23 protein-coding genes and 1 tRNA gene are annotated in these 24,369 nt (G+C 67.5%); 6 read left to right on the plus strand and 18 right to left on the minus strand.

Annotated features, from left to right (window positions below):
* Positions 1 to 130 precede the first annotated feature (130 nt).
* From QM618_RS07785 to QM618_RS07810, 6 genes are all read right to left on the minus strand, one after another.
* Positions 131 to 215, minus strand: a tRNA-Ser gene (locus QM618_RS07785).
* 7 nt (positions 216 to 222) lie between these two features.
* The gene (locus tag QM618_RS07790) at positions 223 to 648 is read right to left on the minus strand and encodes a type II toxin-antitoxin system VapC family toxin (protein ID WP_428097234.1); all 426 of its coding nucleotides are present in this window, start codon (positions 646 to 648) and stop codon (positions 223 to 225) included.
* 86 nt (positions 649 to 734) lie between these two features.
* Positions 735 to 1,343 (minus strand): GTP-binding protein, encoded by a 609-nt coding sequence (locus QM618_RS07795; RefSeq protein ID WP_428096516.1) that lies wholly within the window; start codon positions 1,341 to 1,343, stop codon positions 735 to 737.
* Entirely contained in the window at positions 1,324 to 1,728 is a 405-nt protein-coding gene (locus tag QM618_RS07800; RefSeq protein ID WP_428096519.1) for a DUF742 domain-containing protein, read from the minus strand. The genes QM618_RS07795 and QM618_RS07800 overlap by 20 nt, the downstream gene beginning before the upstream one ends.
* Positions 1,729 to 1,737: 9 nt before the next feature.
* Positions 1,738 to 2,178, minus strand: coding sequence for a roadblock/LC7 domain-containing protein (locus QM618_RS07805; RefSeq protein ID WP_428096521.1), 441 nt, complete (start codon positions 2,176 to 2,178; stop codon positions 1,738 to 1,740).
* A 36-nt stretch (positions 2,179 to 2,214) separates the two neighbouring features.
* A complete protein-coding gene (locus QM618_RS07810) occupies positions 2,215 to 6,657 on the minus strand; it encodes an ATP-binding protein (RefSeq protein WP_428096524.1) in 4,443 nt (1,480 codons plus the stop codon).
* A gap of 174 nt (positions 6,658 to 6,831) precedes the next feature.
* Between QM618_RS07810 and QM618_RS07815 the strand changes: the two genes are divergently transcribed.
* A complete protein-coding gene (locus tag QM618_RS07815) occupies positions 6,832 to 7,797 on the plus strand; it encodes an NAD(P)H-quinone oxidoreductase (protein ID WP_428096528.1) in 966 nt (321 codons plus the stop codon).
* 16 nt (positions 7,798 to 7,813) lie between these two features.
* On the opposite strand, the gene QM618_RS07820 is transcribed toward QM618_RS07815, so the two are convergent.
* The 3 genes from QM618_RS07820 to serS form a co-directional block, all read right to left on the minus strand.
* Positions 7,814 to 9,046, minus strand: coding sequence for an AGE family epimerase/isomerase (locus QM618_RS07820; protein WP_428096531.1), 1,233 nt, complete (start codon positions 9,044 to 9,046; stop codon positions 7,814 to 7,816).
* A 37-nt stretch (positions 9,047 to 9,083) separates the two neighbouring features.
* On the minus strand, positions 9,084 to 9,932 hold the full coding sequence (locus QM618_RS07825) for an HAD family hydrolase (protein WP_428096534.1): 849 nt from the start codon (positions 9,930 to 9,932) through the stop codon (positions 9,084 to 9,086).
* Positions 9,933 to 10,319: 387 nt separating this feature from the next.
* Positions 10,320 to 11,591: a serine--tRNA ligase gene (serS, locus tag QM618_RS07830; RefSeq protein WP_428096538.1), complete on the minus strand. Its 1,272-nt coding sequence runs from the start codon at positions 11,589 to 11,591 to the stop codon at positions 10,320 to 10,322.
* A gap of 38 nt (positions 11,592 to 11,629) precedes the next feature.
* Here serS and QM618_RS07835 point away from each other — a divergent pair, with 38 nt between their 5' ends.
* Complete coding sequence (locus QM618_RS07835) at positions 11,630 to 12,820, plus strand: diacylglycerol/lipid kinase family protein (protein WP_428096542.1); 1,191 nt, start codon at positions 11,630 to 11,632, stop codon at positions 12,818 to 12,820.
* A 2-nt stretch (positions 12,821 to 12,822) separates the two neighbouring features.
* On the opposite strand, the gene QM618_RS07840 is transcribed toward QM618_RS07835, so the two are convergent.
* The 7 genes from QM618_RS07840 to idi are packed head-to-tail and all read right to left on the minus strand — an operon-like array spanning position 12,823 to position 18,365.
* Positions 12,823 to 13,710, minus strand: coding sequence for a prenyltransferase (locus QM618_RS07840; RefSeq protein WP_428096545.1), 888 nt, complete (start codon positions 13,708 to 13,710; stop codon positions 12,823 to 12,825).
* The gene (locus tag QM618_RS07845; RefSeq protein WP_428096548.1) at positions 13,700 to 14,017 is read right to left on the minus strand and encodes a lycopene cyclase domain-containing protein; all 318 of its coding nucleotides are present in this window, start codon (positions 14,015 to 14,017) and stop codon (positions 13,700 to 13,702) included. The genes QM618_RS07840 and QM618_RS07845 overlap by 11 nt, the downstream gene beginning before the upstream one ends.
* The gene (locus QM618_RS07850) at positions 14,014 to 14,340 is read right to left on the minus strand and encodes a lycopene cyclase domain-containing protein (protein WP_428096551.1); all 327 of its coding nucleotides are present in this window, start codon (positions 14,338 to 14,340) and stop codon (positions 14,014 to 14,016) included. Before QM618_RS07850 ends, QM618_RS07845 begins: the two co-directional genes overlap by 4 nt.
* Positions 14,337 to 15,890: a phytoene desaturase family protein gene (crtI, locus tag QM618_RS07855; RefSeq protein WP_428096554.1), complete on the minus strand. Its 1,554-nt coding sequence runs from the start codon at positions 15,888 to 15,890 to the stop codon at positions 14,337 to 14,339. Before crtI ends, QM618_RS07850 begins: the two co-directional genes overlap by 4 nt.
* A complete protein-coding gene (locus QM618_RS07860) occupies positions 15,887 to 16,759 on the minus strand; it encodes a phytoene/squalene synthase family protein (protein ID WP_428096557.1) in 873 nt (290 codons plus the stop codon). Before QM618_RS07860 ends, crtI begins: the two co-directional genes overlap by 4 nt.
* Positions 16,756 to 17,832 (minus strand): polyprenyl synthetase family protein, encoded by a 1,077-nt coding sequence (locus QM618_RS07865; RefSeq protein WP_428096561.1) that lies wholly within the window; start codon positions 17,830 to 17,832, stop codon positions 16,756 to 16,758. The genes QM618_RS07860 and QM618_RS07865 overlap by 4 nt, the downstream gene beginning before the upstream one ends.
* Entirely contained in the window at positions 17,829 to 18,365 is a 537-nt protein-coding gene (idi, locus tag QM618_RS07870; protein WP_428096564.1) for an isopentenyl-diphosphate Delta-isomerase, read from the minus strand. Before idi ends, QM618_RS07865 begins: the two co-directional genes overlap by 4 nt.
* An 86-nt stretch (positions 18,366 to 18,451) precedes the next feature.
* Between idi and QM618_RS07875 the strand changes: the two genes are divergently transcribed.
* A complete protein-coding gene (locus QM618_RS07875) occupies positions 18,452 to 19,033 on the plus strand; it encodes a MarR family winged helix-turn-helix transcriptional regulator (RefSeq protein ID WP_428096567.1) in 582 nt (193 codons plus the stop codon).
* 12 nt (positions 19,034 to 19,045) lie between these two features.
* On the opposite strand, the gene pheA is transcribed toward QM618_RS07875, so the two are convergent.
* Complete coding sequence (gene pheA / locus QM618_RS07880) at positions 19,046 to 19,993, minus strand: prephenate dehydratase (protein WP_428096571.1); 948 nt, start codon at positions 19,991 to 19,993, stop codon at positions 19,046 to 19,048.
* Positions 19,990 to 20,832, minus strand: a complete 843-nt coding sequence (locus tag QM618_RS07885) for a glycosyltransferase family 2 protein (RefSeq protein WP_428096574.1) — start codon at positions 20,830 to 20,832, stop codon at positions 19,990 to 19,992. The genes pheA and QM618_RS07885 overlap by 4 nt, the downstream gene beginning before the upstream one ends.
* A gap of 113 nt (positions 20,833 to 20,945) precedes the next feature.
* On the opposite strand from QM618_RS07885, the gene pgm reads away from it, so the two are divergent.
* The 3 genes from pgm to QM618_RS07900 all read left to right on the plus strand — a co-directional run bounded on the left by pgm (position 20,946) and on the right by QM618_RS07900 (position 24,350).
* Complete coding sequence (gene pgm, locus QM618_RS07890; protein ID WP_428096577.1) at positions 20,946 to 22,616, plus strand: phosphoglucomutase (alpha-D-glucose-1,6-bisphosphate-dependent); 1,671 nt, start codon at positions 20,946 to 20,948, stop codon at positions 22,614 to 22,616.
* 158 nt (positions 22,617 to 22,774) lie between these two features.
* Complete coding sequence (locus tag QM618_RS07895) at positions 22,775 to 23,479, plus strand: LppM family (lipo)protein (protein ID WP_428096582.1); 705 nt, start codon at positions 22,775 to 22,777, stop codon at positions 23,477 to 23,479.
* A gap of 52 nt (positions 23,480 to 23,531) precedes the next feature.
* On the plus strand, positions 23,532 to 24,350 hold the full coding sequence (locus QM618_RS07900) for an LppM family (lipo)protein (protein ID WP_428096586.1): 819 nt from the start codon (positions 23,532 to 23,534) through the stop codon (positions 24,348 to 24,350).
* Positions 24,351 to 24,369 lie beyond the last annotated feature (19 nt).

Consider the following 24,369-nt stretch of genomic DNA (forward strand, 5'->3'; position numbering starts at 1 on the left):
TCGCCGAACACACCATCAACACCGACAAGGACTACCAACCCAAAAACACCAAAGGCCCTTCCTGACGGAAGGGCCCCAGTGAACGATGTCTCGAGACACCGCGGAACGATGTCTTGAGACATCACATGCGCGGAGAGTGTGGGATTCGAACCCACGGTGGTTGTAGCCACAACGGTTTTCAAGACCGTCACCTTCGGCCGCTCGGTCAACTCTCCTCGTCGGCTAACCGACTGGCCCATTGTGCCAGCCTGCGGGCAGGCCGGGACTCACCACCTTGAGGTCATAGAGTGCGGCGACGCGGGCAAGTTCGGGGTCGTAGGTGACGATCGTGTCGATCGACGGGTGTGCAACCGCAGCCCCAAGATGCAGCGCAGCGAAGGGACGCAACACGCTCGCCGCGTGGGTGGACACCTGCACGTTGTCGTCGCTGAAACGCACCACCGGAATGCGGGCGCGGACCTGCTCCACCACCTCGTAGGCGTTGTCCTTCTCCTCGCGGGGATACAGTGCCGCGGCCTGGCGAAGCTCGGTGAGCCCAAGCTGGCTCGTGGCGAGGTTTTCCAGTTGCGGGATCGCCCACGCGGTGAACTCCCCGTAGAAGCGGACGCCCGGCAAGAAGCGACACAGGGCCGAGCCATCCAGGTACATCACGGCGACCAGGGTATCCCGCCAAACGCAACAGCGGCGCGGACCCCGCCCCCGCCAGGGAAGGATCCGCGCCGCTGCGAGGAGACTTAGCGCTCCTTGATGCGCTGCATTGCAAGCTGGACAACCGCGATGAGGGCCTGCTTCGTCGCAGCCTTCTCGCGAGCATCCGTGTACATCAGAGGCACGTCAGGGCCAAGGCCCAGCGCCTCCCTGACGTCCTCAAGCTGGTGCTTGGCGACGCCATCAAAGCAGTTCACACCAACCACGAACGGGATGCCACGGCCCTCGAAGTAGTCGACGGCGGGGAAGCACTGGTCAAGGCGCTCCGTGTCGACGAGGACCACGGCACCGATCGCACCGCGAACCAGGTCGTCCCACATGAACAGGAAGCGATCCTGGCCAGGCGTGCCAAACAGGTACAGCCACAGCGACCCAGGAAGCGCAATGCGTCCAAAGTCCATGGCCACGGTGGTGGTGGTCTTGCGGTCGGTAACACCGCCTGCGTCATCGACGCCGACGGAGTGCTCCGTCATGGCGGCTTCGGTGTTGAGCGGATCGATATCGGAGATCGACCCGATGAAGGTGGTCTTGCCCACGGCGAAACCACCCGCGATCACGATCTTGACGACCGTGGGGGCAACGTGGGACGGCGCCGTCGCCGTGGCGACGGGCGCGTCAGAGGGCTGCGATGCCATCGAGGACACTCTCCAAGAGACTTAGTGAAAGACCGCCGGACTCATCATGCGTACTCGCATCCTGAGCGGTTCCGCCGGTGTGGATTCTCAAGTAATTTTCTTCAGCAAGATCCGTCACCAACACCCGGACCACACCAAGCGGAAGCCTGGTGTGAGCAGAGAGCTCAGCGACGGATTGATATTGACCTGTAGCAAGCTGCAGGATCTTTTTCTTTTCGGGGGTGAGTCCCCTCAAAGCCTCTGGGGTGGAGGAAGCCTCAACGAGCGCCTCCATCGGCAGGTCCGCACTCGCTGCACGCACTCGCCCACCCGTGACGGCGTAGGGGCGCACCGCGTAGGTGTCCTCCGGCTCGTCCTCAGACTGCGTGGCGTAGAGATCGGGCATCGTGCGTCCTTACGACCGGGTCTGGCCGTCGGTCGGGAGGTTCTGCCGCATCTCGCTGATGAGCTGAGGCGTGAGCGCGTTCTCCGTGCGCGACACCAACAGCGTCATCTCGTAGCCAACAAGGCCGACGTCGCACGTCGAGTCCGCTGCTACGGCGAGAACCGAACCGTTGCTCACGCTCATGAGGAAGAGGAACAGCTCGTCCATCTCGATGATCGACTGCCGCACCTCACCCGCGTTGAGCTGGCGAGCGGCGCCGCGCGTAAGCGACGCCATGCCTGAGACGACGGCCGCGAGCGTGTCGCCGCCCGTGCGGTCCAGGTTCTTCGACATTGCCATGAGCAAGCCGTCGGCGCTGACGACGAGCGTGTGCCGCGTGCCGGGAACGGTCTGAACAAAGTTGTCCAGTAGCCATCCAAAGTTGGTGGCCTCAGTGCTGAGGGTGGTCACCGGTCCTCCTTGTGGGTGTTTGGTTGTGCCATTGTCCTATTCCTTGCCTGCTGTGCTCTGCGAGCGCTGCTCGAACTCCGCCACGTCGTGGCGCGCCCGCTGCGTTCCGGAATAGAAGCTTGAGAAGCGCGAGCGGACCTCGTCAGCGTCGCGCTCCTTGTGCGACAACTGAACCTCGGCCTCGATCGGCTTGACTTCGACGGCTGGAGCATCTGCCGCGCGGCGACGCTGGAGTCCGGCCCGGGTGGTCTCGACCTTGGGGCGCTCGGCGGCAAGAGAGCTCAACTCGGAGAAGACCGCGCTGGTCATCTCCGCCTGGCCAGAGACTTCGGAGTCGAGTTCCGGCTGGATGTCGACTACCGGCTGGTACTCGACCGTGGCCTCGGGCTCCGCGGCCGCGAGCGCCGTGGCGCCAGCAGCTTCCCAGCCAAACGGGTTCGCCAACTCGTCAACCGAGAAGGCCTGGCCGGCCGTCGGGACCTCGAACGTCGCGGGTGCTGGAGCCTCCACCACCGCGGCCTCGGGCGCCGCCGGCGCCGCGGGGGCCTCCTGCGCGGGCTGCGAGGTCCACAGCGCGAACGCTCCGCCAGGTGCCGCCGGTGCGGCCTGCTCTACAGGAGCAGCCTCGGCAACCGGCGCGGCCACGGGTGGGGCCTCCACCACTGCGGGGGCGTCGTACACGGGGGCCGCCTCGTAAGCGGGGGCCGCCTCGTAAGCGGGGGCCGAGTCGTATACCGGCGCCGCCGATGGAACGGGAGCCTCGCCATAGCCCGAGGACGCCTCGTAGGCAGGGGCGCCTGCGAACGCAGGCTCCGGCACTACACGCGGTCCGCCGCCGAACCCGCCGTCGGTGGGCTCGTTGCCAAACCCCAGCCCGCCGGAAGGCGGGCTGTCGTCAGCGGCGTTCGCCACCACGGCTGCGGTGGCCGCGGCTGCGACAACCTTCTTGTCCTTCTTGGAGCGTCCAAACAATCGCGAGAAGAATCCGCTCTTGACCGCCTCTTCGTCCGTGGATCCGGCGATCAGCTCATCGAGCGTCGGCTCTGAGCTTGCGGATGCGTCGGTGACAGGGGCGGGCTCTGCCGCCCAGGCCTGCTGCGGCTCAGGTGCCGGCGAGGGGCTCGGGAGCGAGCCGTAGACGTCGGCGTAGGAGAACGGGGCCGCAGCGGCGGCCGCCGCCACGACGGGCGCGGCGGGAGGCACAACGGGCTGTGGCTCGGGCTGTGGCTCCGGCTGCGCCGCGAAACCAACGAACTCAGGCTCCGGCTCTGCGGCAGGCTCTGCGACCTCTGCTGGCTCAGCGAGCTGCTGCGCAGGGGCATCGTCCTCAACCTGGACCTCTGCGACAGCGTCGTCGAGTTGCGCGACCGGCTCTGCAGCCTGCTGCGCAACGGGGAACTCGTCGTCGTCCTCGAGCATGGGCACCACCATTGGCGCGTCTGCCACATCCTCGTCGCCGTCCGCCGCGAGGGCAGGGACGTCGAGGGCGCTGACTGCAGCGACACCGGCAACGGCGGCCGCCGCCTCGTGGTCGTGCTCGTCTTCCTCGAGCGACGGGATGACCATCTGCTCCACGGGCTCCTCGACCTGCGCTGCGGCAACGAGATCCTCGGGAGCAAGGCCACCGCGGCGGGCGGCGTGACCAAGCGACTCGGCCTCGGGATCGACCTCTGGCGCGTTCTCGGTGAGCTCCCTGCGAGAGCGGAAGCCGCGGAACATCTGGGCGCGCTCTTCCGGAGTCTGCGGGGACAGCTCGCTCGCGGGAATTGCGGGCTTGAACGCCTCGTCCGGCGTTGCGGCCTCGAGAGCGCTGAGCTGTGCGGCGGTGGCGCGAGCGGGAAGGCCGATGATCTTCTTCTCTTCGTCCTCGGAGACCTCGACGGGCGCGTTGCGGCGGCGGCGCGTGGGCAGGCCCATGCCGGTGACGCCGTCAGTCAGGTCTGCGGAGTCAACGGCCACACCTGCGGGGGCGGCCTCCGCATCGGCGGCGATCAGGTCGTCGACGCTCACCTCTGCGGGAGCCTCGCGGCTCACAAGCGGTGCGGACTCAACGACGGCCGGCTGGTACGCGGCCACTGCGGCCGCTGCCGCGGCCGCGGGGGCCTCGGACGGCGCCGCCGGCGCCTCGAACTGCTCGTCCTCCGCGCTGTTCGCAACGAGCGCCGCGGGGGCGTGCATGGCCTCGTCAACAGTGGACTCCGTGTGGTGCACCACGTCGGGAGCAACCGTCGAGTCGAACAACGAGCGCGTCATGACGACACGCGCGGTGGTGCCCTGGCCCTCGGCGGACTCAATGGACACGCGCGCACCGATGCGGCGGGCAATACGACCAACCACGAACAGGCCCAAACGCTGGGCACCGAGGATTTCGGACGCCGCCGTGGACGCGACGCGGCTGTTGGCCTCGGCGAGCTCGGTTTCCGTCATACCGATTCCGGAGTCCTGCACCTCTACGACGTACAGGCCGTCCTGCTCGCTCGTGCGAACGATGACTGGGGTACCGGGGTCGGAGAACACGGTGGCGTTTTCCAGCAGCTCAGCAAAGAGGTGCGCGGCGGTAAGGGCGGAGTGACCGAGCATGGCGGGGTCAGCGTCGAGCTCAAGTTGAACCCGCTCATACAGTTCGATCTCAGACGACGCGGTACGGATCACGTCGGACAGCGGCATCGAGCGACGCAAGCGGCGACCGGTGTCGATACCTGCGAGCACGAGCAGAGACTCACTGTTACGACGCATTCGGGTTGCGAGGTGGTCAAGAGCGAACAGTTTGGTGAGCGTTTCGGGATCGTCCTGCGTGCGCTCCATGTCGTCGATAGACGCAAGCTGGCGGTTCAGCAGCACCTGGTCGCGACGGGCCACGTTTACGAACATTTCCGAGATAGAGCCACGAAGGGCGGCCTGCTCGGCGGCGATCGAGAGCGTTGCAGCGTTAACGCCGTTGAACGCCTCCGCGAGACGTCCCACCTCGTCTCGCGACTCCACGGGGATCTGCACTTCAGCGACGTCAACCGTCTCACCTGGCATCGCGACTCGCTCCACAAGACGCGGCAACTCTGCACGCACGGCGGTAGCCGTGGTGGTCAGGCGGCGCAGCGGCACCACGATGCGGCGGGCGATCAGGAGGGCCACGATGAGCGACAGCGCGATGGCGACAATAGCGCCGACGGCCGTGATCGCCGCCTGCACGAGGGCCGCCTGACGCAGGGTGTCGGCTTGGCTCGTGGCCATTGCGATCGACTGGTCGAATGCGGGCTCCTGGGCGGCCTCTTCCGCGTCAACCATTCCCACCCAGTCCTGGGTAGCGATCGTTGCGAGGGCCGCCGCGTCACCGTTGGCCACGGTGTTACGGATGGACGCGAAGTCGTAGTTGTTACCGGCAACGCGAGATGCGCCCCAGTCAGGGACCAGCAGTTCGCTGCTTACGGCGGCGGCCGCGATCTGGGCCTGCTCGAGGGCGAAGTCGGTGGCGGCAACCTGGTTTCGAGCAGCGGTAGCGTCACCCTGCTTGTAGTCACCCTGGCGGAGGATGCGCTGAGTCTGCGTGGACTCCAACGAGAGTTCCTGCATCAGGTTGAACATGGCGCCGTAGGCGCTCAGCTGGAGGCTCAGGTCGGGGTCGTCAACGGCGATCGACGAGCGGTCGATCATGTCGTTCACGGAGTCGAGCACGCCGCCGTACCACTGGGACAGGTTGTTCGCGGAGTTGCCAACTGTTGCCACCGTTGCGCGCGTCTCCTCGAGGTCACGCATCTGGTCCTTGACGGTGGTGATCATGGCGACCACGGCGTCGTTGGTAGCGTTCGAGGGAACCGAGTTCATGTCGCTGAGCAACGCTGCCCAGGTCTGGTCGGAGTCCGCCACTGCGGCCTCGTATGCAGCCTCATAGGGCTGGGGCACTGTGAAGAGGTTCTGCGCGGCGGTCGCCTCAGTGTTGAGGTCGAACGCGATGTCACCCAGGAGATCCGCGGCGTCGCCCTTTGCCTTGTCCGCGAGTGCGTCTACCTGGTCGCTCATCGCGAAAAGCGTTGCGACAGCGTCGTCGGAGCTCTGCTTTGCGGGCCAGGTCACCTCGGTGCCGTTCTTGGGCACCGACGGTGCAACGAGGCGCGCAGCGGTAAGGCTCATGGTGGCGTCACCGTTGCCGCCAGCGAAGATGTCGTTGACCTTGTCCCATGCGGAGGGCGAGGCGAGCAAGAGCGCATCCATCGCGGTGTCGATCGGCACCTCTTGCGCCTGGCGCTCAGAGTTGTAACTCGTGTACGTGTCCACAAAGTTGGCCGCGGCGTCGCGTTCCGCGTTAAAGGCCGTCTGGAAGGGCTTGGCGGACTTGTCGGTCTCCACCAGTTGTTGCGCGTTCGTGGCGTCGTTCAACGCGTTCACGGCAGCGAGCGTGATGTATCCGGCCGCGAGCAGCAGAACGAGAATCGGCACTGCCACAACCGCGAGGATCTTTCCTCGAATACCAAGCCTTTGGAGCATGAAGCCTCTCCCTTGTGAACCTGCGGATCCCGCAGCCTCGTCGTGGGTCACACGAGCCATTCCAGTCCCACCGGTTATCGGCCACGTCGCCGAAAACCTGAGGTACCCAAGTACAACCCGTACATTGAGAGTCACGTGCCACATCTCTATGACGGAAGTTCTGAGGGATTTTTGGTGAAGGTAGCCACTTTGCCCGGTTTCACCGATTCCGGAGACCTGGTCATTGAGGACGCCCCCGTGCCGCGGCCCGGCCCGCATGAGGTGCTCATCAGGGTCGCCGCCGCGGGCGTGAATAGGGCAGATGTCCTGCAAAAGCGCGGTTTGTACCCCTCACCGCCCGGTTCGCCCGCCTGGCCCGGTCTTGAGGTCGCGGGGGTCATCGAGGAGGTTGGCGAGGGCGTCACCGAATGGTCAGCCGGCCACCGCGTATGTGCGCTTCTTCCGGGTGGCGGATACGGCGAATATGCCGTGTGCAATTCATCACTTGTGCTGCCAACACCCTCAGGAATCTCGGATGTTGAGGCCGCTGCGCTGCCGGAAGCGGCCTGCACGGTGTGGTCCAACCTCCGCGCCGGCGGGTTCCCCGGCATCGACTCTGTGCTCGTCCATGGCGGTTCTGGAGGCATCGGCACTACCGCCATACAGTTGGGCAAGGCGCTTGGCCTCACCGTGTTCGTCACCGCCGGGGGCGAAGAACGTGCCCGACGCTGTGGCCAGTTGGGCGCCGACCTCGCCGTGGACTACCGCTCGCAGGATTTCGTGGCCGCCGTCCGCGAGCGCGGAGGGGTGGACATGGTGCTCGACTGCGTCGGCCGCGACTACCTCGCGAACAACCTCGAGGTGCTTCGCGACGACGGCACGCTCGTCATCATCGGGCTGCAATCGGGAGCGAAAGCCGAGATCAACTTGGGAACGGTCTTGTCCAAGCGACTCACCGTCGCGGGCACGACGCTCCGCTCCCGTCCGCTGGCGCAGCGAGCCGCAATCGTCGCGAGCGTGCACGAGCACGTGTGGCCGCTCGTACCCACGGCCGTGCGCCCCGTGATTCACGACGTCTTCTCGCTCAAGGACGTCAACGCCGCCCACCGGGCCCTCGAATCCGGCGAGGTATTCGGCAAAGTGGTGCTCAGCGTCGGGTAGGTGCCCGACGCTGTGGCTAGGCGAGCTTGCCGGCCGCCAATGCCGCGGCAAGGGCCGGGGCAGCGGGAAGCCGTGGAATGAGCGTGGCCTGTATCGCGTGGTAGACGTCGGCCTTGCCCTCCCACACGGTGCGCGAGACCGCGTTGTCCGTGCCGAGCTCGTGCCACCACGAGCCGCCACTGGGGTCCAGGTGATAGGTGGCGACGTAGTCCCACCACAGCGCGTACTGGTCCGCGTAGTGCTGCACATGCGTACGCGTCCACAGCACCGCAGCGGCGCCGATGGCTTCCGCGCTCACCCAGTGCATGCGCTCGCGCACCACGGGCCGCCCCTCCCAATCAATCGTGTAGACGAAGCCGGGCGCGCCGTCCACGTCCCAGCCTTCGGCGACGGCCGTGTCATACAGGGCCCTAGCGTCGGGCACGATCCATTCGGGAGCCGCGATGCCGGCGAGCTCAAGCGCCGCCCCCAGCTGCAACGCGAGCCGTGCCCATTCAAAGGCGTGGCCGATCGTGGCGCCGTACGGGCGGAAGGGGTGAGCCGGGGCATCGATGTTGTAGTCGAGCACGGGCTCCCAGTCCGCCGTGAAGTGTTCGGGGATGCGCCACTCGTTTCCCGCGGCGAACTGGTGGATGGCGCGCTCGGTGATGCGGAGCGCGCGCTGCAGCCACAGCCGGTCTCCGGTGACGTCAGCGGCAGCGAGGTACGCCTCGACGGTGTGCATGTTCGCGTTGATGCCGCGGTAGTCCTCTTCGCCGGACCAATCGGCTGCGTAACTTTCGCGGCTCATGCCTGCGTCGTCGTCCCAGAAGTGCTCGCTATGGATAGCGAGGGCCTCGTCAAGAAGCTCACTGCCCCCGGGGCGCCCTGCCGCAGTTGCGGAGGACGCCGCGAGGATCACGAAGGCGTGCCCGTACGCCTCTTTGGCGGTGTTCGTGGGGCCGTCGGCTCCAACGGCGGCGAACCAGCCGCCGTTCTCGTCATCCCTCAAGAGCCCCGCGAGCGCCGCGAGGCCGTGATCCGCGAGAGCGGCGGCGCCAGGGCGGCCCATCATCGTGGCGAGCGAGAAGCTGTGGGTCATGCGGCACGTGATCCACAGTTCAACGTCGTGCGACGTGTCGCGGGCGCCATCCTCGCCGAGCCAGCCGAAGCCGCCCCTGGGGTCTTTGCTCGCCGCCCCAAACTCCAGGAGGCGATCGGTCTCCGCTTCGAGCCAACGGTGATGGGCGGGCGTCGTGAGCCAGTTCATGTGGCCAGCCTAGTGACGCGGCCGCCACCAGTTGGCGCTACAGAACCGCGAGCCGCGAGGGGTCCACGAGCTCGTCGAGGAACGGCACCAACGCGTCGTCCGCGACCACGCCGAGCACCTCGTCCGCTACCTGCTTGACGCGATCGGGCGCGTTGCCCATCGCCGCGGACCGCGCGGCCCACTGGAGCATCTCCACGTCATTGGTGCCGTCGCCAACCGCGATGGTGTGGGCGGCATCAACGTCGAGGTGCACGCGCAGCTCTTCGAGAGCGCTCGCCTTGCTGACGCCGGGGCCGGTGAGGTCAAGCCACGCGGTGTAGCCAATGGAGTAGGTGACGTCTTGCAGGCCCATCGCCTGCACCACGGCATCGAAGTGGGTCACGTCCACGCCTGGCGCGCGAACCACCACACGGGTGGCGGGTTCGTGGCCGAGCGCGTCGTAGTCCACGACGAGCTGGCGCCCAACGAGCTCTCCCATGGGAAATTCCTTGGCCACGCGGAAACCGACGCCTAGGTCCTCAACGGCGACAAAAGCGTCGGGCAATTCCTGGCGTACCAGCTCAAGGGCGGCTCGCGGGTCAAAGGTGCGCACCGCCGCAATGTCATAGCCACCGGGGGTGCCGGGGTTGAGGCGCACGGTCACCGCGCCGTTGGAGCACACGGCCCAACCGCGGCGAATGCCGAGCGCGTGGGCCACCGGAAGGGTGGCGACAATGTTGCGACCCGTGGCGAGCACCACGTGCGTGCGGCACATCCGCACCTGCTCCACCGTCTGGATCACCGCTGGCGAGATCTCCCCGCCGTAGTTCATGAGGGTTCCGTCAATATCGAGCCCCACGAGCCGCCAATCCGTGGCGGCCAGCCCGTTCTCTTCTTCTCTTGTCATGCCATGACCATACGACGGGGGTGTGACGTGGCAACGCAACGACGGGTGACGGTTGGGTGAACGTCGGCCGACGCTCTGCGCTGGTCGGCGGCCATCGCTCAAGCACTCACCCCGATGCGCCACCCCGACGCGCCCTGGCGGCAACGGAGAGGTCGCAAACGCCGCTTGCGACGCGACGGAGGCCGCCAGCACGCATCTGCCCGACGCTTGGGCCGGCTACGCGACCAACCTTCCGCTCGGGCGGATGTCCGGGGTGGTCTGGGGTCGTCCCCGACGCGCCCTGGCGGCAACGGAGAGGTCGCAAACGCCGCTTGCGACGCGACGGAGGCCGCCAGCACGCATCTGCCCGACGCTGGGGCTCGCCCGGCGCTTGGGCTGGCTACGCGACTAGCCCACTGGCGTCAGGTACTCCACGCCGCCGAGGTACGGCCGCAGCACGGGCGGCACATAGACAGAGCCATCCGCCTGCTGGTGGTTCTCGAGCAGCGCGACGATCCACCGCGTGGTGCCGATGGTGCCGTTGACCGTGGCCACGGCCTCGGTCCCGTTCTCCCCGCGCTCGCGGATGTTGAGCCGACGCGCCTGGTACGTGGTGCAGTTTGAGGTGGACGTGACCTCCATCCATCGCTCTTGCGATGGCAGCCAGGCCTCGCAGTCGAACTTGCGGGCCGCGCTCATGCCAAGGTCGCCCGCCGCGGTGTCGATCACGCGATACGGCAGCTCGAGCGCCTGGAGCATGGCCTCCTCGATCTCGAGGAAGCGCGCGTGCTCAGCCGCAGCGTCGGCCGCCCGCACGTACGCGAACATCTCCACCTTGTGGAACTGGTGGACACGAATGATGCCCCTCGTATCACGCCCCGCAGAGCCCGCCTCGCGCCGGTAGCACGCGCTCCACCCCGCGTACCGCAGCGGGCCATCGGACAGGTCCACGATCTCGTCGAGGTGGTAGCCCGCGAGCGCGACCTCGCTCGTTCCCGTGAGGTACAGCTCGTCTTTCTCGAGGTAGTAGATCTCGTCGGCGTGCTTGCCGAGGAAGCCGGTGCCCGCCATGACGTCCGGCCGCACAAGCGTGGGCGTGATCATGGGGCTGAAGCCCGCCTCCTGTGCGGCGGCCATCGCCGCATTGAGGATCGCGAGCTCGAGCCGCGCGCCAATGCCGGTCAGGAAATAGAACCGCGCGCCCGACACTTTGGCACCGCGCTCCATATCGATCGCCTTGAGACCCTCCGCAATGGCGAGGTGGTCCCGCACCGTGACGCCCTCGGCCGCAAAGTCGCGCACCGCCCCCTCGTGCCGCAGCACGGCGAAGTCGTCCTCGCCGCCGCTTGGCACCCCGGGCTCCGGGATGTTTCCCAGCGCCCTGGCAAGGTCCGACGCTTGGGTTGCGGCAGAATCGGCCGTCGCCTGCAGTTCTTTCACCTGGGCGGCGAGGTCCTTGGTGCGCGCGAGGAGCGCGGCCTTCTCGTCGCCTTGGGCGCGCGCCACCTGGGCGCCGAGCGCCTTCTGCTCAGCGCGAGCGGTCTCAAAGGCGTTGAGGGCGGCACGATTCGCAGCATCTGCCTCAAGCACCTGGTCAACGAGCGCGGGGTCATCGCCACGGGAGATCTGGCTCGCCCTGACCGCGTTGGGGTCGGTACGGATGAGCTTGAGATCGATCATGCCTGGCAGTCTATCGGCGCGCCGTTTACGCTCATCCCATGACGGCAGACGTCCTTGGGATGGTGGGGTTGGGCGTTGCCCTCCTGGCGCTCGTCATTGTCATCTCGGTGACGCGACAGATAGGCCACCGCGATCCGTTAAACGTGCCGCGACTGTGGCGAAGGCTGCTCTTCATTCGCATTGCCGCGACCGTCGTGACCGACGAAGTCCCGCCAATGTTCACGCGCAACCAGCGCATCGCCTTCGTGGCCAATCCCACTAAGGCGGGCGTTGGAGAGTTGCGCGAGCAAGCCATGCGCGCGTGCGCCATCCGCTACTTGCCAGAGCCGATGTGGTTCACCACCACCGAGGCCGACCCCGGAGTGGGGCAGGCAAAGCGCGCCGTAGAGCTTGGGGCCGACGTTGTGGTTGCGTGCGGCGGTGACGGCACCGTTCGCGCCGTGGCAACGGGAGTGGCGCACACAGCGGCGAGCATGGGGATTGTGCCCATGGGCACGGGAAACATCTTCGCGAGGAACTTCGACATCCCGCTGAACGATCCTCAAGCGGCATTGCGGCTTGCGATCGACGGAGAGGAGCAGACGGTGGACGTCGGCTGGCTCGACGTGCGGGGCACGCCGGCGCAGGACGACACAGAGCCGGCCTCGCATCTGTTCCTGGTGATTGCGGGCGGCGGGCTGGACGCAGAGATGGTCGCCGGGGCCGACGAACGTCTCAAGGCACGGGTTGGCTGGCTCGCGTACTTCTTCGCGGCCGTGGCCCACCTGGGCACCAAGCGCATCGCCGCTCGCATCACCGTGGACGGCGGGGAGCCGACGGAGACCCACATGCGCACCGTGATGATGGGCAATGTTGGGCGGCTGCCCGGCGGGCTGCAGCTTATCCCCGACGCCTCTGCCGTTGACGGCATGCTCGACGTCGCCACGCTCGACGCGCGCGGCGGGCTCGTCGGCTGGACCGAACTGTTGGGCCAAGTGGTGGCGCAGAACGCGGGAATCAAAGACCCGTGGTGGTCGCGAGTGCTGAAGGCGTCTCGCGTTGACCACGTGAGCTGCAAAGAGGTGGAGGTGCGCTTTCACTCGCCCCAGAAGGTGCAGGTGGACGGCGAACTGCTCGGCCGCGCCACCGCGATCACCGCGCGAGTGGACGCGGGAGCGCTTGCCGTGCGGGTGCCAGCGGGCACGGCCGAGGCGCAGCCCGACGCGCCCGGCGAAGACCCCTCTATCTAGCGCTAGTACGCTCCCCACGCGCCAATGAGCAGCAGCGTCACGATGAAGCCCGCCCCGTAGTTGAGCGCGATGAAGCGCCTCCACGACACATTCGTCGCGGCCGCGGCCTCATCGGTCACGTTCCACCACGGCACACAGTTCACGATGTAGGGGATCACCACGATGGCCGCGAGCGGTCCCGGCCACGGGACCGCGAGCATGATCAGCCCGGACGCGGCCCACATGGCGATGGCGAGCCGCACGGTTGCGCGCGCGCCGATCACGGTGGCGATGGAACCGATTCCCGCCTCGCGATCCGGCCCCACGTCCTGCACCGCTCCAAACGCGTGGGCCGCCATGGCCCACAAGAAGAAGGCAGCGAGGATGAGCCAGATGGTGCGAGTGAAGTCCGCGTCCGCGAGCGTGAAGCCAACGACGGCCGGGCTCACGAAGTGCGTGGCGGACGTCGCAGAGTCGAGGAACGGCCGCTCCTTGAATCTCAACCCGGGCGCCGAATACGCGATCACCGCGAACACGCTCACCGCGAGCGCAATGGCAGAGACCGTGTCGCCCGCGAGGAGCAACGCCACCACGAAAGGCGCGTTGACCACCGCGACGAACCACAGCAGCGGCCGATGCATCGCAGGGGGAAGCAGTGCGCCCTCGATGCTGCCCTTGCGCGGATTGCGGAGGTCGGACTCGTAGTCGAAAACGTCGTTGATTCCGTACATCGCAAGGTTGTACGGAACGAGGAAGAACAGCGTCCCCACCACGAACACCCAATCCACCTCGCGGGTGGTGAGCACGTACGCCGCCGCGAAGGGGTACGCGGTGTTGATCCAGCTCACGGGGCGCGAGGCGGCGATCGCCCCGCGCAAGAACTCCCGCCCCCTCACTGTCTCAGTCGGCATCGCGACGCCTCCTCACCAGCACCCACACCGAAGGCAGTGCCAGCCCACACAACACCGCGTACGCGAGGTCTTCGATCGGCGCGCGCCACACCGTGACTCCACTGATCTTGTCGGCCGCAAACGTGAACAGTCCCGCCGCAATCATGAGCGAATCGAACACTGCGGTGAGCCCAGCCAGCGCCACGCACGTGGTGACAATCGCGAGAAGGTGAGCGGAGCGTCGGGCCTGTGGCAAGGCGGCGAGGGCCACTGCCGCGACAACCAGCGTCACCACCGCGAGCACCCCGATCAGCTGCGGATAGGTCATGCGCGCCTCCGCGACTCGATGACCCGCAACGAACCCGTGTAGAGAACCATCGTGCACAGCACCATGAAGATCAGAAAGAACGGCTCCTCGAGCGGGAAGTGTGGAGCGAGCATCACGCCCGTGGCCGCGTCGCCGTCACCCTTGCGGAAAATGCCGAATGCGATGCCCGCGACGTCCACCAGCAGCAGCGCTCCTACCCCGATCGCGGTGACGATCGCCGCCGCGCGCCAGTCCCGCCAATAGAACAGCCGGAAGCGCCAGTCGAGAAGCAGCATGCACGCGCTGCTGGCGAGGAGCGCAGCGAGGTAGGCGAACCCGATCACGCGGTGGCCCGTACTGGTGCGCGGACCGGGAGCGGCCCCGCCGAGTGGTCGCCGCGGATGCGCTTGAGAACCAGTTCCGCGCTGATGAGGCACATCGGCACGCCGATCCCCGGCGAGGTCGTGGCGCCCGCGTAGAAGAGCCCTCGCACCTTCTTGGACGCGTTGCCGGGGCGGAACATCGCGCTCTGCTTGAGCACATGCGCGGGCCCCAGCATGCCGCCGTGCCAGGAGTGATACTGCTGGGCGAAGTCCTGGGGGCCAACGGCATGGCGCGTGACGATGCGCTCGCGCAGGTGCGGAACGCCTGCCCACGAGGCCACCTGGTCGATGGCCGCGTCCGCGGTCGCGAGGACGGCCTCCGCGCTCATCCGCGCGTCCGCGGGAACGGGCACGAGCACGAACAGCGCCTCGTGGCCGGGCGGGGCCACGGCCGGATCCGTGGCGCTTGGGCGGCACACATACGTTGAGGCGGGGCTGGGAACGCGGGGGGCGTCGCCGAAGATCGCGTCGAAGTTGGCCTCCCAGTCCTGCGCGAAGAACATCGAGTGGTGCGGCAGTTGCGGCAGCTCGCCGCGCACTCCGAGCATCACGAGCACCGCTCCCGGGCCGCTCACCTTCTTCTCCCACCACTCCTCTGGGTAGCTGCGCGCGGCTGGCTCGAGCAGGGCGGTCTCCGTGTGGTGCAGGTCCGCGGCGGACACGACGACGTCAGCGGGCACGGTCTCCCCATTCACCACAACTCCCGTGGCCCGCCTCGCCTTGCCCGTGCCATCTGTGGTGATCGCCGTGACGTCCGCACCGGTGACGATGCGCGCGCCCTCGCGCTCCGCAAGCGCGCGCAGCCGTTGAACGATCTCCCAGAACCCACCCATCGGGTAGCGCACCCCGTCGTCGAGGTCGTAGGCGCTCATGAGGTGGTACATCGCGGGCGCGTCCATGGGGCTCGTGCCCAGGAACACCGCGGGGAAGCCGAGGATCTGTCGCAGCAGCGGATCCGCGAAGCTCCTGCTAATCATGCTGTCGAGGGAGGTCCCAAGCAATCGCGCAAGGCGCGGCGCGGCCCGCAGCACGCCCCCGCTCACCATGGATGACGGCCGCGTGAACGGGTTGTACAGGAACTCGCGCTCGGCGAGATCGGCCGCGCGGTTAGCGGAATCCAGGTAGGCGTCTATGCGCGCCCCAGCCCCTGCTTCCCTTCCCTCAAACAGTCGGCGAACGCCCTCCCTGCCCGACGGCACGGTGACCTTTTCGCCCTCACTCGCCCCAGCGTCGGGCTGGGAAAAGACGGCGTAGCCGGGGTCCACAAGGCGCAGGTCGAGCTGCTCATGGGCAGTGGTGTCGAGGAGGTTGAAGAAGTGTTCGAAGACGCGCGGCATGAGGTACCACGAGGGGCCCGTGTCGAAGCGAAAACCGTCCGCGCTCATCGAGCCCGCTCGGCCGCCGACGCGGTCGAGGCGCTCGAAGACGGTGACCTCGTGGCCCTCGCGCGCGAGCAACGCCGCGGTCGCGAGACCGCCAACGCCGGCGCCGATCACGATGGTCCGGGTCATCGCCGCTCCAGCGCGGTCGCGGCCAGCGCCCGCACCCCTAAGTAGGCCTTGACGGGATCCGCGACGCGCACGCGACGCGCGTAGAGCTCGCTCGCGGGCGTTGCGGCCACTCGGTCCGTGAGGCGAGCGAAGAGCGCCTGCGCCGTCCGTACGGCCGCGCGAGCGTCGCGAGGCAGCAGCGGGATCGCAAGCGAGGCGTCCGCGAGCTGCCCCCGGATGCGCGCCACCCAAGCGTCCTTGTCCGCGTCGGTGAGCCGCTCGCCGAGGTAGTGCCGCCCCAGGTCCAGGTCGTCGGCGAGGTCCCGCAAGAAGTTGATGTCTTGGAACGCGGCGCCAAGTTGCCGCGCGCCGTGCTCCATCACTCTCAGCTGCTCCACCGAAGGGCTTTCGTCGCGCAAGAACACCCGCAGGCACATGAGGCCCACCACCTCGGCGGACCCCCACACATACGCGTCATGCGGCGCGTCGCCCGGCTCGAGGTCCATGGCCATCGAGTCGAAGAACGGGTCCGTGAGATCGGGCCCAATGCCGCTCGCGCGAGCGGTGCACGCGAACGCGTGAATCACCACATCGGCGGAGTACCCGCGCGCCACAGCCTCGTCGGTGTCGGCCCGGAAGCGCGCAAGCACCTCGCGCTGCTCAGCGACCGACAGCCCGGCCTGCGCTGCCACCCCATCGACGATCTCGTCGGCCACGCGCACCAAGGCGTAGATGTTGCGCACGTGCTGGCGATGCCGCGCACCGAGCAGCCGCGTGGCCATGCCAAAGGACGTCGAGTACGAGTCGATGACCGTGTTCGCGGCCCCCTGCGCCGTGCGCGTGAACGCGTCGAGCGCGTGCCCGGTGCCCTTGACGTGGTCCGTGGTCACGCCGATCTTCCCCGCAGGCTCGCGGCGAGCGCGCTGAGATCCTCACGCGCGCGCTCCGGCACGGCGGCGTCCCCAACGGCCACGGCGAACCCCTCCATCGCCTCGTCGATGTGACGCTCGATCTCCGCCTTCGCACCGCACTCCTCAAGGAGCGTGCGCACGCGACGCACCTCCATGCGCGTGAGGTCCCGCCGGCCCAAATAGGGGTGGATGTCTCGCCATTGGCGCGTGTCGCGGGCGTGCGCGATGAGCGCGGTCATCTTCCCTTCACGGAGGTCGGAGACCTCATCCTTGCCGTGGCGAGAGGGTTCCCCAAACACCGACAGCAGGTCGTCCTGAAGCTGAAACGACAGCCCAAGGTGACGCCCCGCCCTGGTGAGCGCACGCACGGTAGCGGCGTCAGCGTCGGCCAGGATGGCGCCAAAGGCGAGCGGCAGGCAGAACGTGTACGTCGCCGTCTTGTTGGCTTCCATCGCGAGGATGGTGCCGAGGTCTGGGGCGATCGCGCCATGCGCGAGGCCAACGTCCGCGTGCTCGCCGGCGACTGTCTCGTCGATAGCCTCGCCGAGTACGCGCGTGAGCCGCGAGCGCACGGACGCGGGCGCGTCGAGCTCGGCGATGAGCTGATAGACGCCGCTCAGCATGAGGTCGCCCATGAGGATGCCCGACGTTGTGGCCCAGTGGAGCGCGGCCGTGCGGTCAGCGGTGGTTGCGAGCCCGGCTGCGACTTCCCCGATGAGGTTGAGCTGGCCGCGGCGCATGAGGTCGCCGTCGATGACGTCGTCGTGGAGAAGGAACGAGTAGTGGAGTAGCTCTACCGCGGCGGCGGCGTTCACGACGGGCGACGGCGCCGGGCCGTCGTCGTCGGTGAGCGCGGAGTGCACGGCCATCACCAGTCGTGGGCGCACGAGCTTGCCGCCGAGGACAGTGGCCGTGGCGATGCGCCACAACTCGGTGAACTCGGGGCCGTAGCGAGACGCGGAGTGGGTGCGCTCCGCAAAGTACGCACGGATCGCGTAGTGCACCTGGTCAAGGCGCACGTCGGTTGAGGGGCGGTGGACGGCGATGCTCATGTGTGGACCGCCATCGCTTCGCTGAGCCGCTGGAGCTGGAGAACGGACCACGGGCTGAGCAGTTGGGGCGTTGCGCGCGCGACTTCGGCGAGTTCGCTCATCCCAACCCACGCCCATTCGGCGACCTCGAGCGGATTGGCGACCACAGCGTCGGACGTCGTCGCCACAAACACGGGGCAGACCTCGTTCTCCACGACGCCGCTCGCGTCGGTGGCGCGGTAGCGGAAGGTGGGGAGCACGGAAGTGAGGGTGTCGAGGGTGACACCGAGCTCATCCACGGCGTGCCGGCGGACCGCGGCCTCCATCGGCTCTTCGGGTTGGGGGTGGCCACAAAAACTGTTGGTCCACACGCCGGGCCAGGTGAGCTTGGTGAGCGCGCGGCGAGTGATGAGTACGCGTCCGTCTGGACCAAGCAGATAGCACGAGAAGGCGAGGTGGAGAGGGGTATCGGTTCCGTGGACGGCGTCCCTCGGCATCGTGCCCATGGGGCGGCCAGCGTCATCAAGCAGGACGACAAGGCGATCCTCCGTCATGCTCACCACCCTTCACACATGGACATCTTAGTTAGCCACGGCAATATTTTGCTTAGCATAACAAGTCATCGGTGTAATGTTCACCTGTGACCACGGGAGCGGCGAACGAAGAGCGGGGATCGCTCTATCACGTCGCCTCCAACAACGAGCGGTCAGAACTCATCGACGTAAGCGGCGTGGACGAGGTGACGATGGCAGAAATCAACGCGATCATGGGCGCGCTTGGGCGGCTGCGCGAGGTGGAACGCAAGCTCTCCGACGAGTCTCAGCGCTTCATGAAGCTCGGCGAGACTGACATGCGTGCGTTGCACTTCTTGATGGTGTCCGAGAACCGCGGCGTCATCGTGACCCCCGGCGCGCTGGCCATGCAGATCGGCATCTCGGCGGCGTCAACGACCAAGCTGCTCGATCGCCTGGAGCGCGGCGGCCACGTGGTGCGCCACCCCCACCCGAGTGACCGGCGCGCCCTGACGGTGACGGTGACGCAAGAGACCCGGCGTGCCGCCACGGGAAGTGTTGGCCGCCAGCAGGCGCGCCGCTTCTATGCTGCAGCGCGCCTTACGTCAGCGGAGCGGGAGGCCGTGGCGAGGTTCCTCGACGACATGGCCAACGAGTTGCTAGAGGGTAGCAAGGCGTGGCATGAGAGCCAGACTGAGGTCAGTCACTGACGGCTCAGTCGCTCAGGCACCGCCGCTGACGAGCCGCGCAACCCACTGCTCGGCGTCCACAAACGCCGCATCCGCTGTCCCTGGCGCCACCGGCGTGGGCGTCGGATCCGCCGCGGGGTAGGACCCCAAGAACACCACGAGCGGGCACGTGCGCTTGAGCCCAATCAGAGCCTCGGCAACGCGCCGCTCCGCGATGTGCCCCGCCGCGTCGATCGAAAATGAGTACTCGCCGGGCCGGTCGGAGCGCGGCCTCGACTCGATCCGCGACAAGTTGACGCCACGGACGGAGAACTGCTCGAGCATCTCGAGCAGCGCGCCCGCGCGGTCCGTTGGCAGGTGCACGGACAGGGTGGTCTTGTCGTGGCCTGTTGGCGCGGGCAAGGCCTCAGGGCGGCCAACGCGCACAAACCGCGTGGCCGCGTGCTCGATGTCCGCGATGTGGTCAGCGAGCACGTTCAGGCCAAGTCGCGCAGCGAGCCCAGGCGGGGCCAAAGCGGCGTCCACCGGGATGCCCCCAAGGTCCTTCCACGCCGCGACCGCCTCGGCCGCGGCGGCGTTGGACGTGCCGGGCACGAAGAGCACACCGGGCAAGTTCTGATTCGCCCAGCGTCGCACCTGGTTCCAGGCGTGAGGGTGGGCGCCCACGTTGTGGATGTCCGCAATCTCCAGCCCTTCGCGGGCCACCAACTCGAACTCGACGGGCAGCACCACCTCACCGAGGATTACCAGGGGCGATCCTTCAGCGAGCGTGTCGAGCGTGGCGGTGACACCACCCTCGACCGTGTTCTCAATCGCAACCACCGCATAATCCGCGTCTCCCGAGCGAACGGCGCCCAATGCCGTCGGCACGTCCACGACCGGAACGAACTCGGCCTCCGCAGGCGACACCATGAGGCGCAGTGCCATCTCAGTGAAGGTGCCTTCCGGGCCGAGGTAGGCGTAGCGAGGCAGGCCGCTCACTCGGCGACCTCCGAGGACTCCTCAACCACAGCGTCGGGCCCCTTGCTACGGCGATGCGTGACCTTCTGCATCTGGTCGCCAACGGCGCTCCGCGTGGAGGACGCGGCACCCTTCACGCGGCGAGCGGAGACGGCAAGCATGACGTCACGGTACTGGCTGGTGCGCTTGCCGAGCGAACGGCGCTCGTGCGCGTGGCTCTTGTGCCGGATGTCGCACTCGACCTCCGTGACCAGAAAACCTGCAGTGAGCGCATCGAGGGTCAGCGCCACCTCAAGCCCGCACCCGCGGGCCAAGGGCATGGCGGCCTCGAGCGCGTCGCGGCTGACGCAACGGATGCGCGACAACGGCTGCTGCGGCTTCCAGTTGCTCGCGAGCTCGATGGCCTTGCGCGCCGCCTTTGCGGTGGGACCGGTTGACACGGGGGTCATGTCGGTGAGCGCGATCGCCATATCGCACACGCCTTCGGTGACGGCAGGAACCAGCGGCGCCGCGCCGATCGCGAACGAGCCAAGCGCGCCGTCGAGGAACAACAGAGCTCTGGGCACCGCGCCCGGCTCGTCCCGCATCCCAATGACGGCGGCACCAAGTTCAAGCGAGGCCGTGCGGCCGCGCGCGTGAGAGTTGCGAACCACCACCGCGCCGGCCTTTCGCGCCAGCTCTTGAGTGTTGTCGGTGGAGGCATCGTCCACCACCAAGACCAGGTCGATACCAGGGATAGCAGTGGCTGCGCGCACCGTAGCCGCGATGTAGCGCGCCTGGTTATGGGCCACGATCAAGGCGGCAGCGGACGAGCCGCCGTCATTGGCGGCCGCCTGCTTGTCCTCAGCCTTGCGAGCCACCCTCCAAGCCTAGCCAGCCACAGCGTCGGGCAGGGAGAGGGTTTTAGCAATGTCACACCAAACCGTTACCAGGGGTGGTGACAGTCCTAGGCGGGGCGTGGAACAGTGGGCGTATGCATGATCGCGCAGGCACCCGTGCCCTTCCGGAAGACCTCACCGACATCGACGCCCTCTTGGGCGCCTACTACGACGTAGTGCCCGACGCTGCGGTCGCCTCCCAGCGTGTGGCTTTCGGAACCTCCGGTCACCGCGGCAGTTCGTTTGACTCCGCGTTCAACGAGGCACACATCGTCTCGATTACGGCGGCGATCGTCGAGTACCGGCGCTCGCAGGGAACGGACGGGCCCGTGTTCGTGGGCAAGGACACGCACGCGCTGTCTGGCCCGGCGCAAGAGACCGCGGTGGAGGTGCTCGCCGCCGCGGAGGTTGAGGTGCGCATCGACGCGCGCGATGGCTTCACGCCAACGCCCGCGGTTAGTTTGGCGATTCTGGTGGCCAACGGTGCACCCGGCGCGCTGCGGACGTCTGGGTCCGGGCTCGCCGACGGCATCGTCATCACGCCCTCTCACAACCCTCCGCGCGACGGCGGCTTCAAATACAACCCGCCGCACGGCGGCCCAGCGGACACAGATGCGACCGGGTGGATCGCCGCACGGGCGAACGAGTTGCTCGCGGGCGGATGGCGCCAGGTGCCGCGCATCCCTTATGCCCGCGCGCTCACGCGTGAGAACGTCAAGACCTTCGATTACCTGGACCTTTACCTGCAGGAACTGCCGTCCGTTGTGGACCTGGAGGCGATTCGCACCGCTGGGGTGCGCATCGGCGCGGACCCGCTTGGCGGCGCGGCCGTCGACTACTGGGGCGCGATCGGCGAGGAGTTCCGCCTCAACCTCACCGTGGTCAACCCCAAGGTGGACCCCGCGTGGTCCTTCATGACCCTTGACTGGGACGGCAAGATCCGCATGGACTGCTCGTCCCCGTACGCGATGGCTTCGCTCCGCGAACTCATGGCGGGCGGCAGCGCCCCATACGACATCGCTCACGGCAACGACGCGGACAGCGACCGCCACGGCATCGTCACCCCAGACGGCGGCCTCATGAACCCCAACCACTACTTGGCGGCGGCGATCTCGTACCTGTACTCCGGTGGGCGGCCGGGATGGCGGTCCGACGCTGCAATCGGCAAGACGCTCGTATCCAGTTCGCTGATTGACCGAGTTGGCGGGGAGCTTGGTCGCCGAGTCATCGAGGTGCCGGTGGGCTTCAAGTGGTTCGTTCCGGGCCTGTTGAGTGGCGAGGTTGGCTTTGGCGGCGAGGAGTCCGCGGGAGCGTCGTTCCTGCGCAAGGACGGGACCGTGTGGACCACCGACAAGGACGGGCCCATCATGTGCCTGCTCGGCTCGGAGATCATTGCGAAGACCGGCCGCACGCCGTCCCAACTGCACGCCTCGCTGGTGGAGCGGCTCGGTGAGTCCTGGTACGCGCGCGTGGACGCCGCGGCAACGAAGGACGAGAAGGCGGCGCTCGGCAAGCTCTCCCCCGAGCAAGTCCCCGCGACCACCCTCGCGGGCGGCGCGATCACCGCGAAGCTCACCGCGGCACCCGGCAATGGGGCAGCGATCGGCGGCCTCAAGGTGGTCACCGAGGACGCATGGTTCGCCGCACGTCCCTCCGGCACCGAGGACGTCTACAAGATCTACGCGGAGTCCTTCGTGTCCCCAGCCCACCTCGCCGAGGTGCAGGCCGAGGCCAAGGACGTGGTGAGCGAGGCCCTAGGCGCCTAACCCCCGGTGCGCCTCTCCGTGCTGCTACCCCCCGCAAGCTCTCCAACAACGACACGCGCAACACGCTGGTTGAGGAGTGCATTTCGCCCCGACACGCCGGACGACACGCCGACGCCCTGTTGGAGAACTTGCAGGGGGGCGCGTGGAACCCTGAGGGCGTGAGGCGTCGCGCAACAGGGTTGGGGCTTGCGCTCCTTGCCGCGCTCGCACTGTCCGGTTGCATGCGTTTCACCGCGGACCTCACGGTTTCCGAGAACGACACCGTGGACGGCTCCTACGTGGTCGCGATCGAGAAGGGCTCCGGCGCCGCGATGGGCGGCAGCGACAAGGAGATCGCCCAAGGCCTCTACGACGACTCGGGCCTGCAAACCTCGTTCACGCGCAGCTGGACGCACCCGTACTCAAAGGACGGCTTCAGCGGCATCGAGGTGGAGTTCCGAGACGAGCCCCTCGCCACGTTCGCCCCCACGTCCGATCGCTTTGGCATTACGCGAGACGGTGACGAGTTCGTGGTGAGCGGCAAGGCCTCGTCCACGGAAGCGGAGCAGGCTCAGGATGCGGCCGGCACGCCGGACATGACCATCACCATCGCCTTCCCCGGCGCGGTCACCAGCTCCAATGGCACCATCGATGGCAACACGGTGACGTGGAACCTCGTGGGCGGCCCCCCGGAACTCGAGGCCCGCGCAAGCGCCGTTTCCAACCAGTCTCCGTGGCCAGCAATTCTCGTAACCGCGCTGGTATTGGCGGCATTGGGCGTCACCTTCTGGCCCCGCGAACCCAAGCAGGCCCGACGGCCCGGTGGGCAAAGCGCCCAACGCACCACAGCGTCGGGCAGGCCGGCGGCCGTTCGCCGCGTGTGACGTCCCCCATAGGTCCTAGCCGCGTGGGCCCTGCTGTGGCAAGGTATGGCGCATGAAGAACGCCGCGAAGGTAGCCGCACTGTCACTGCTCGTTGTCCTCACCCTTGCCGGGTGCTTCAAGGGGAAGGTCGATCTGACGCTCAACAGCGACAACACGATTGACGGCTCCATGGTCATGGCGATCCAGAAGGGCCTTGGCGACACGCTTGGCATGTCCGATGAGGACATCCTCGCGGAAATGACCGGGGACCTCGGCGATGACTTCGATGGCGCGAAGGTCGAGGACTACGTCGAGGAGGGCACCGACGGCGAGGCGGGCTTCATCGGCAAGAAGGTGACGTTCGAGAACCAGCCGCTCGACAAGTTCCAGAGCGACGAGGACGGCTCTGACATCTCGATCACTCGCGAGGGCGACCTGTTCATCGTTGACGGCACGTGGGACACCGAGGACGCCACGGGCGACACCGAGGGCATGGACCCCGGCACGCTCGGCGCGTCGTTCACCTTCTCCGTGACGTTCCCCGGCGAGGTGACGGACTCCAACGGCACCGTCGAGGGCAACACCGTGACGTGGGACCTGCTGGACCCGCCCGCCACCATGCACGCTGAGGGCAAGGCCACCGCTGGCGGCAACTTCCCGTGGGGCCTGCTGGTGATCGCGCTCGGCGTGCTCATCATCGCTGCCGTGGTGGTGATGATCGTGGTTCGCAGCCGCGGCAAGAAGCAGCCCGACCCCGAACTCGAGCCTGCTGCCGCCGTTCCCGCCGTGGCGTATGACCCTGCCTCTGCGGCACCAGTTGTCGAGCCGGAGCCCGTTGTGGAGGCCCCTGCTGAGGGCGAGTCCGCTCCGGAGGACCCCGCCGCACGCTAATCGAGCGTGTGCCAAGGTA

It is taken from the genome of Demequina sp. (assembly GCF_049841215.1).
GTDB lineage: Bacteria > Actinomycetota > Actinomycetes > Actinomycetales > Demequinaceae > Demequina.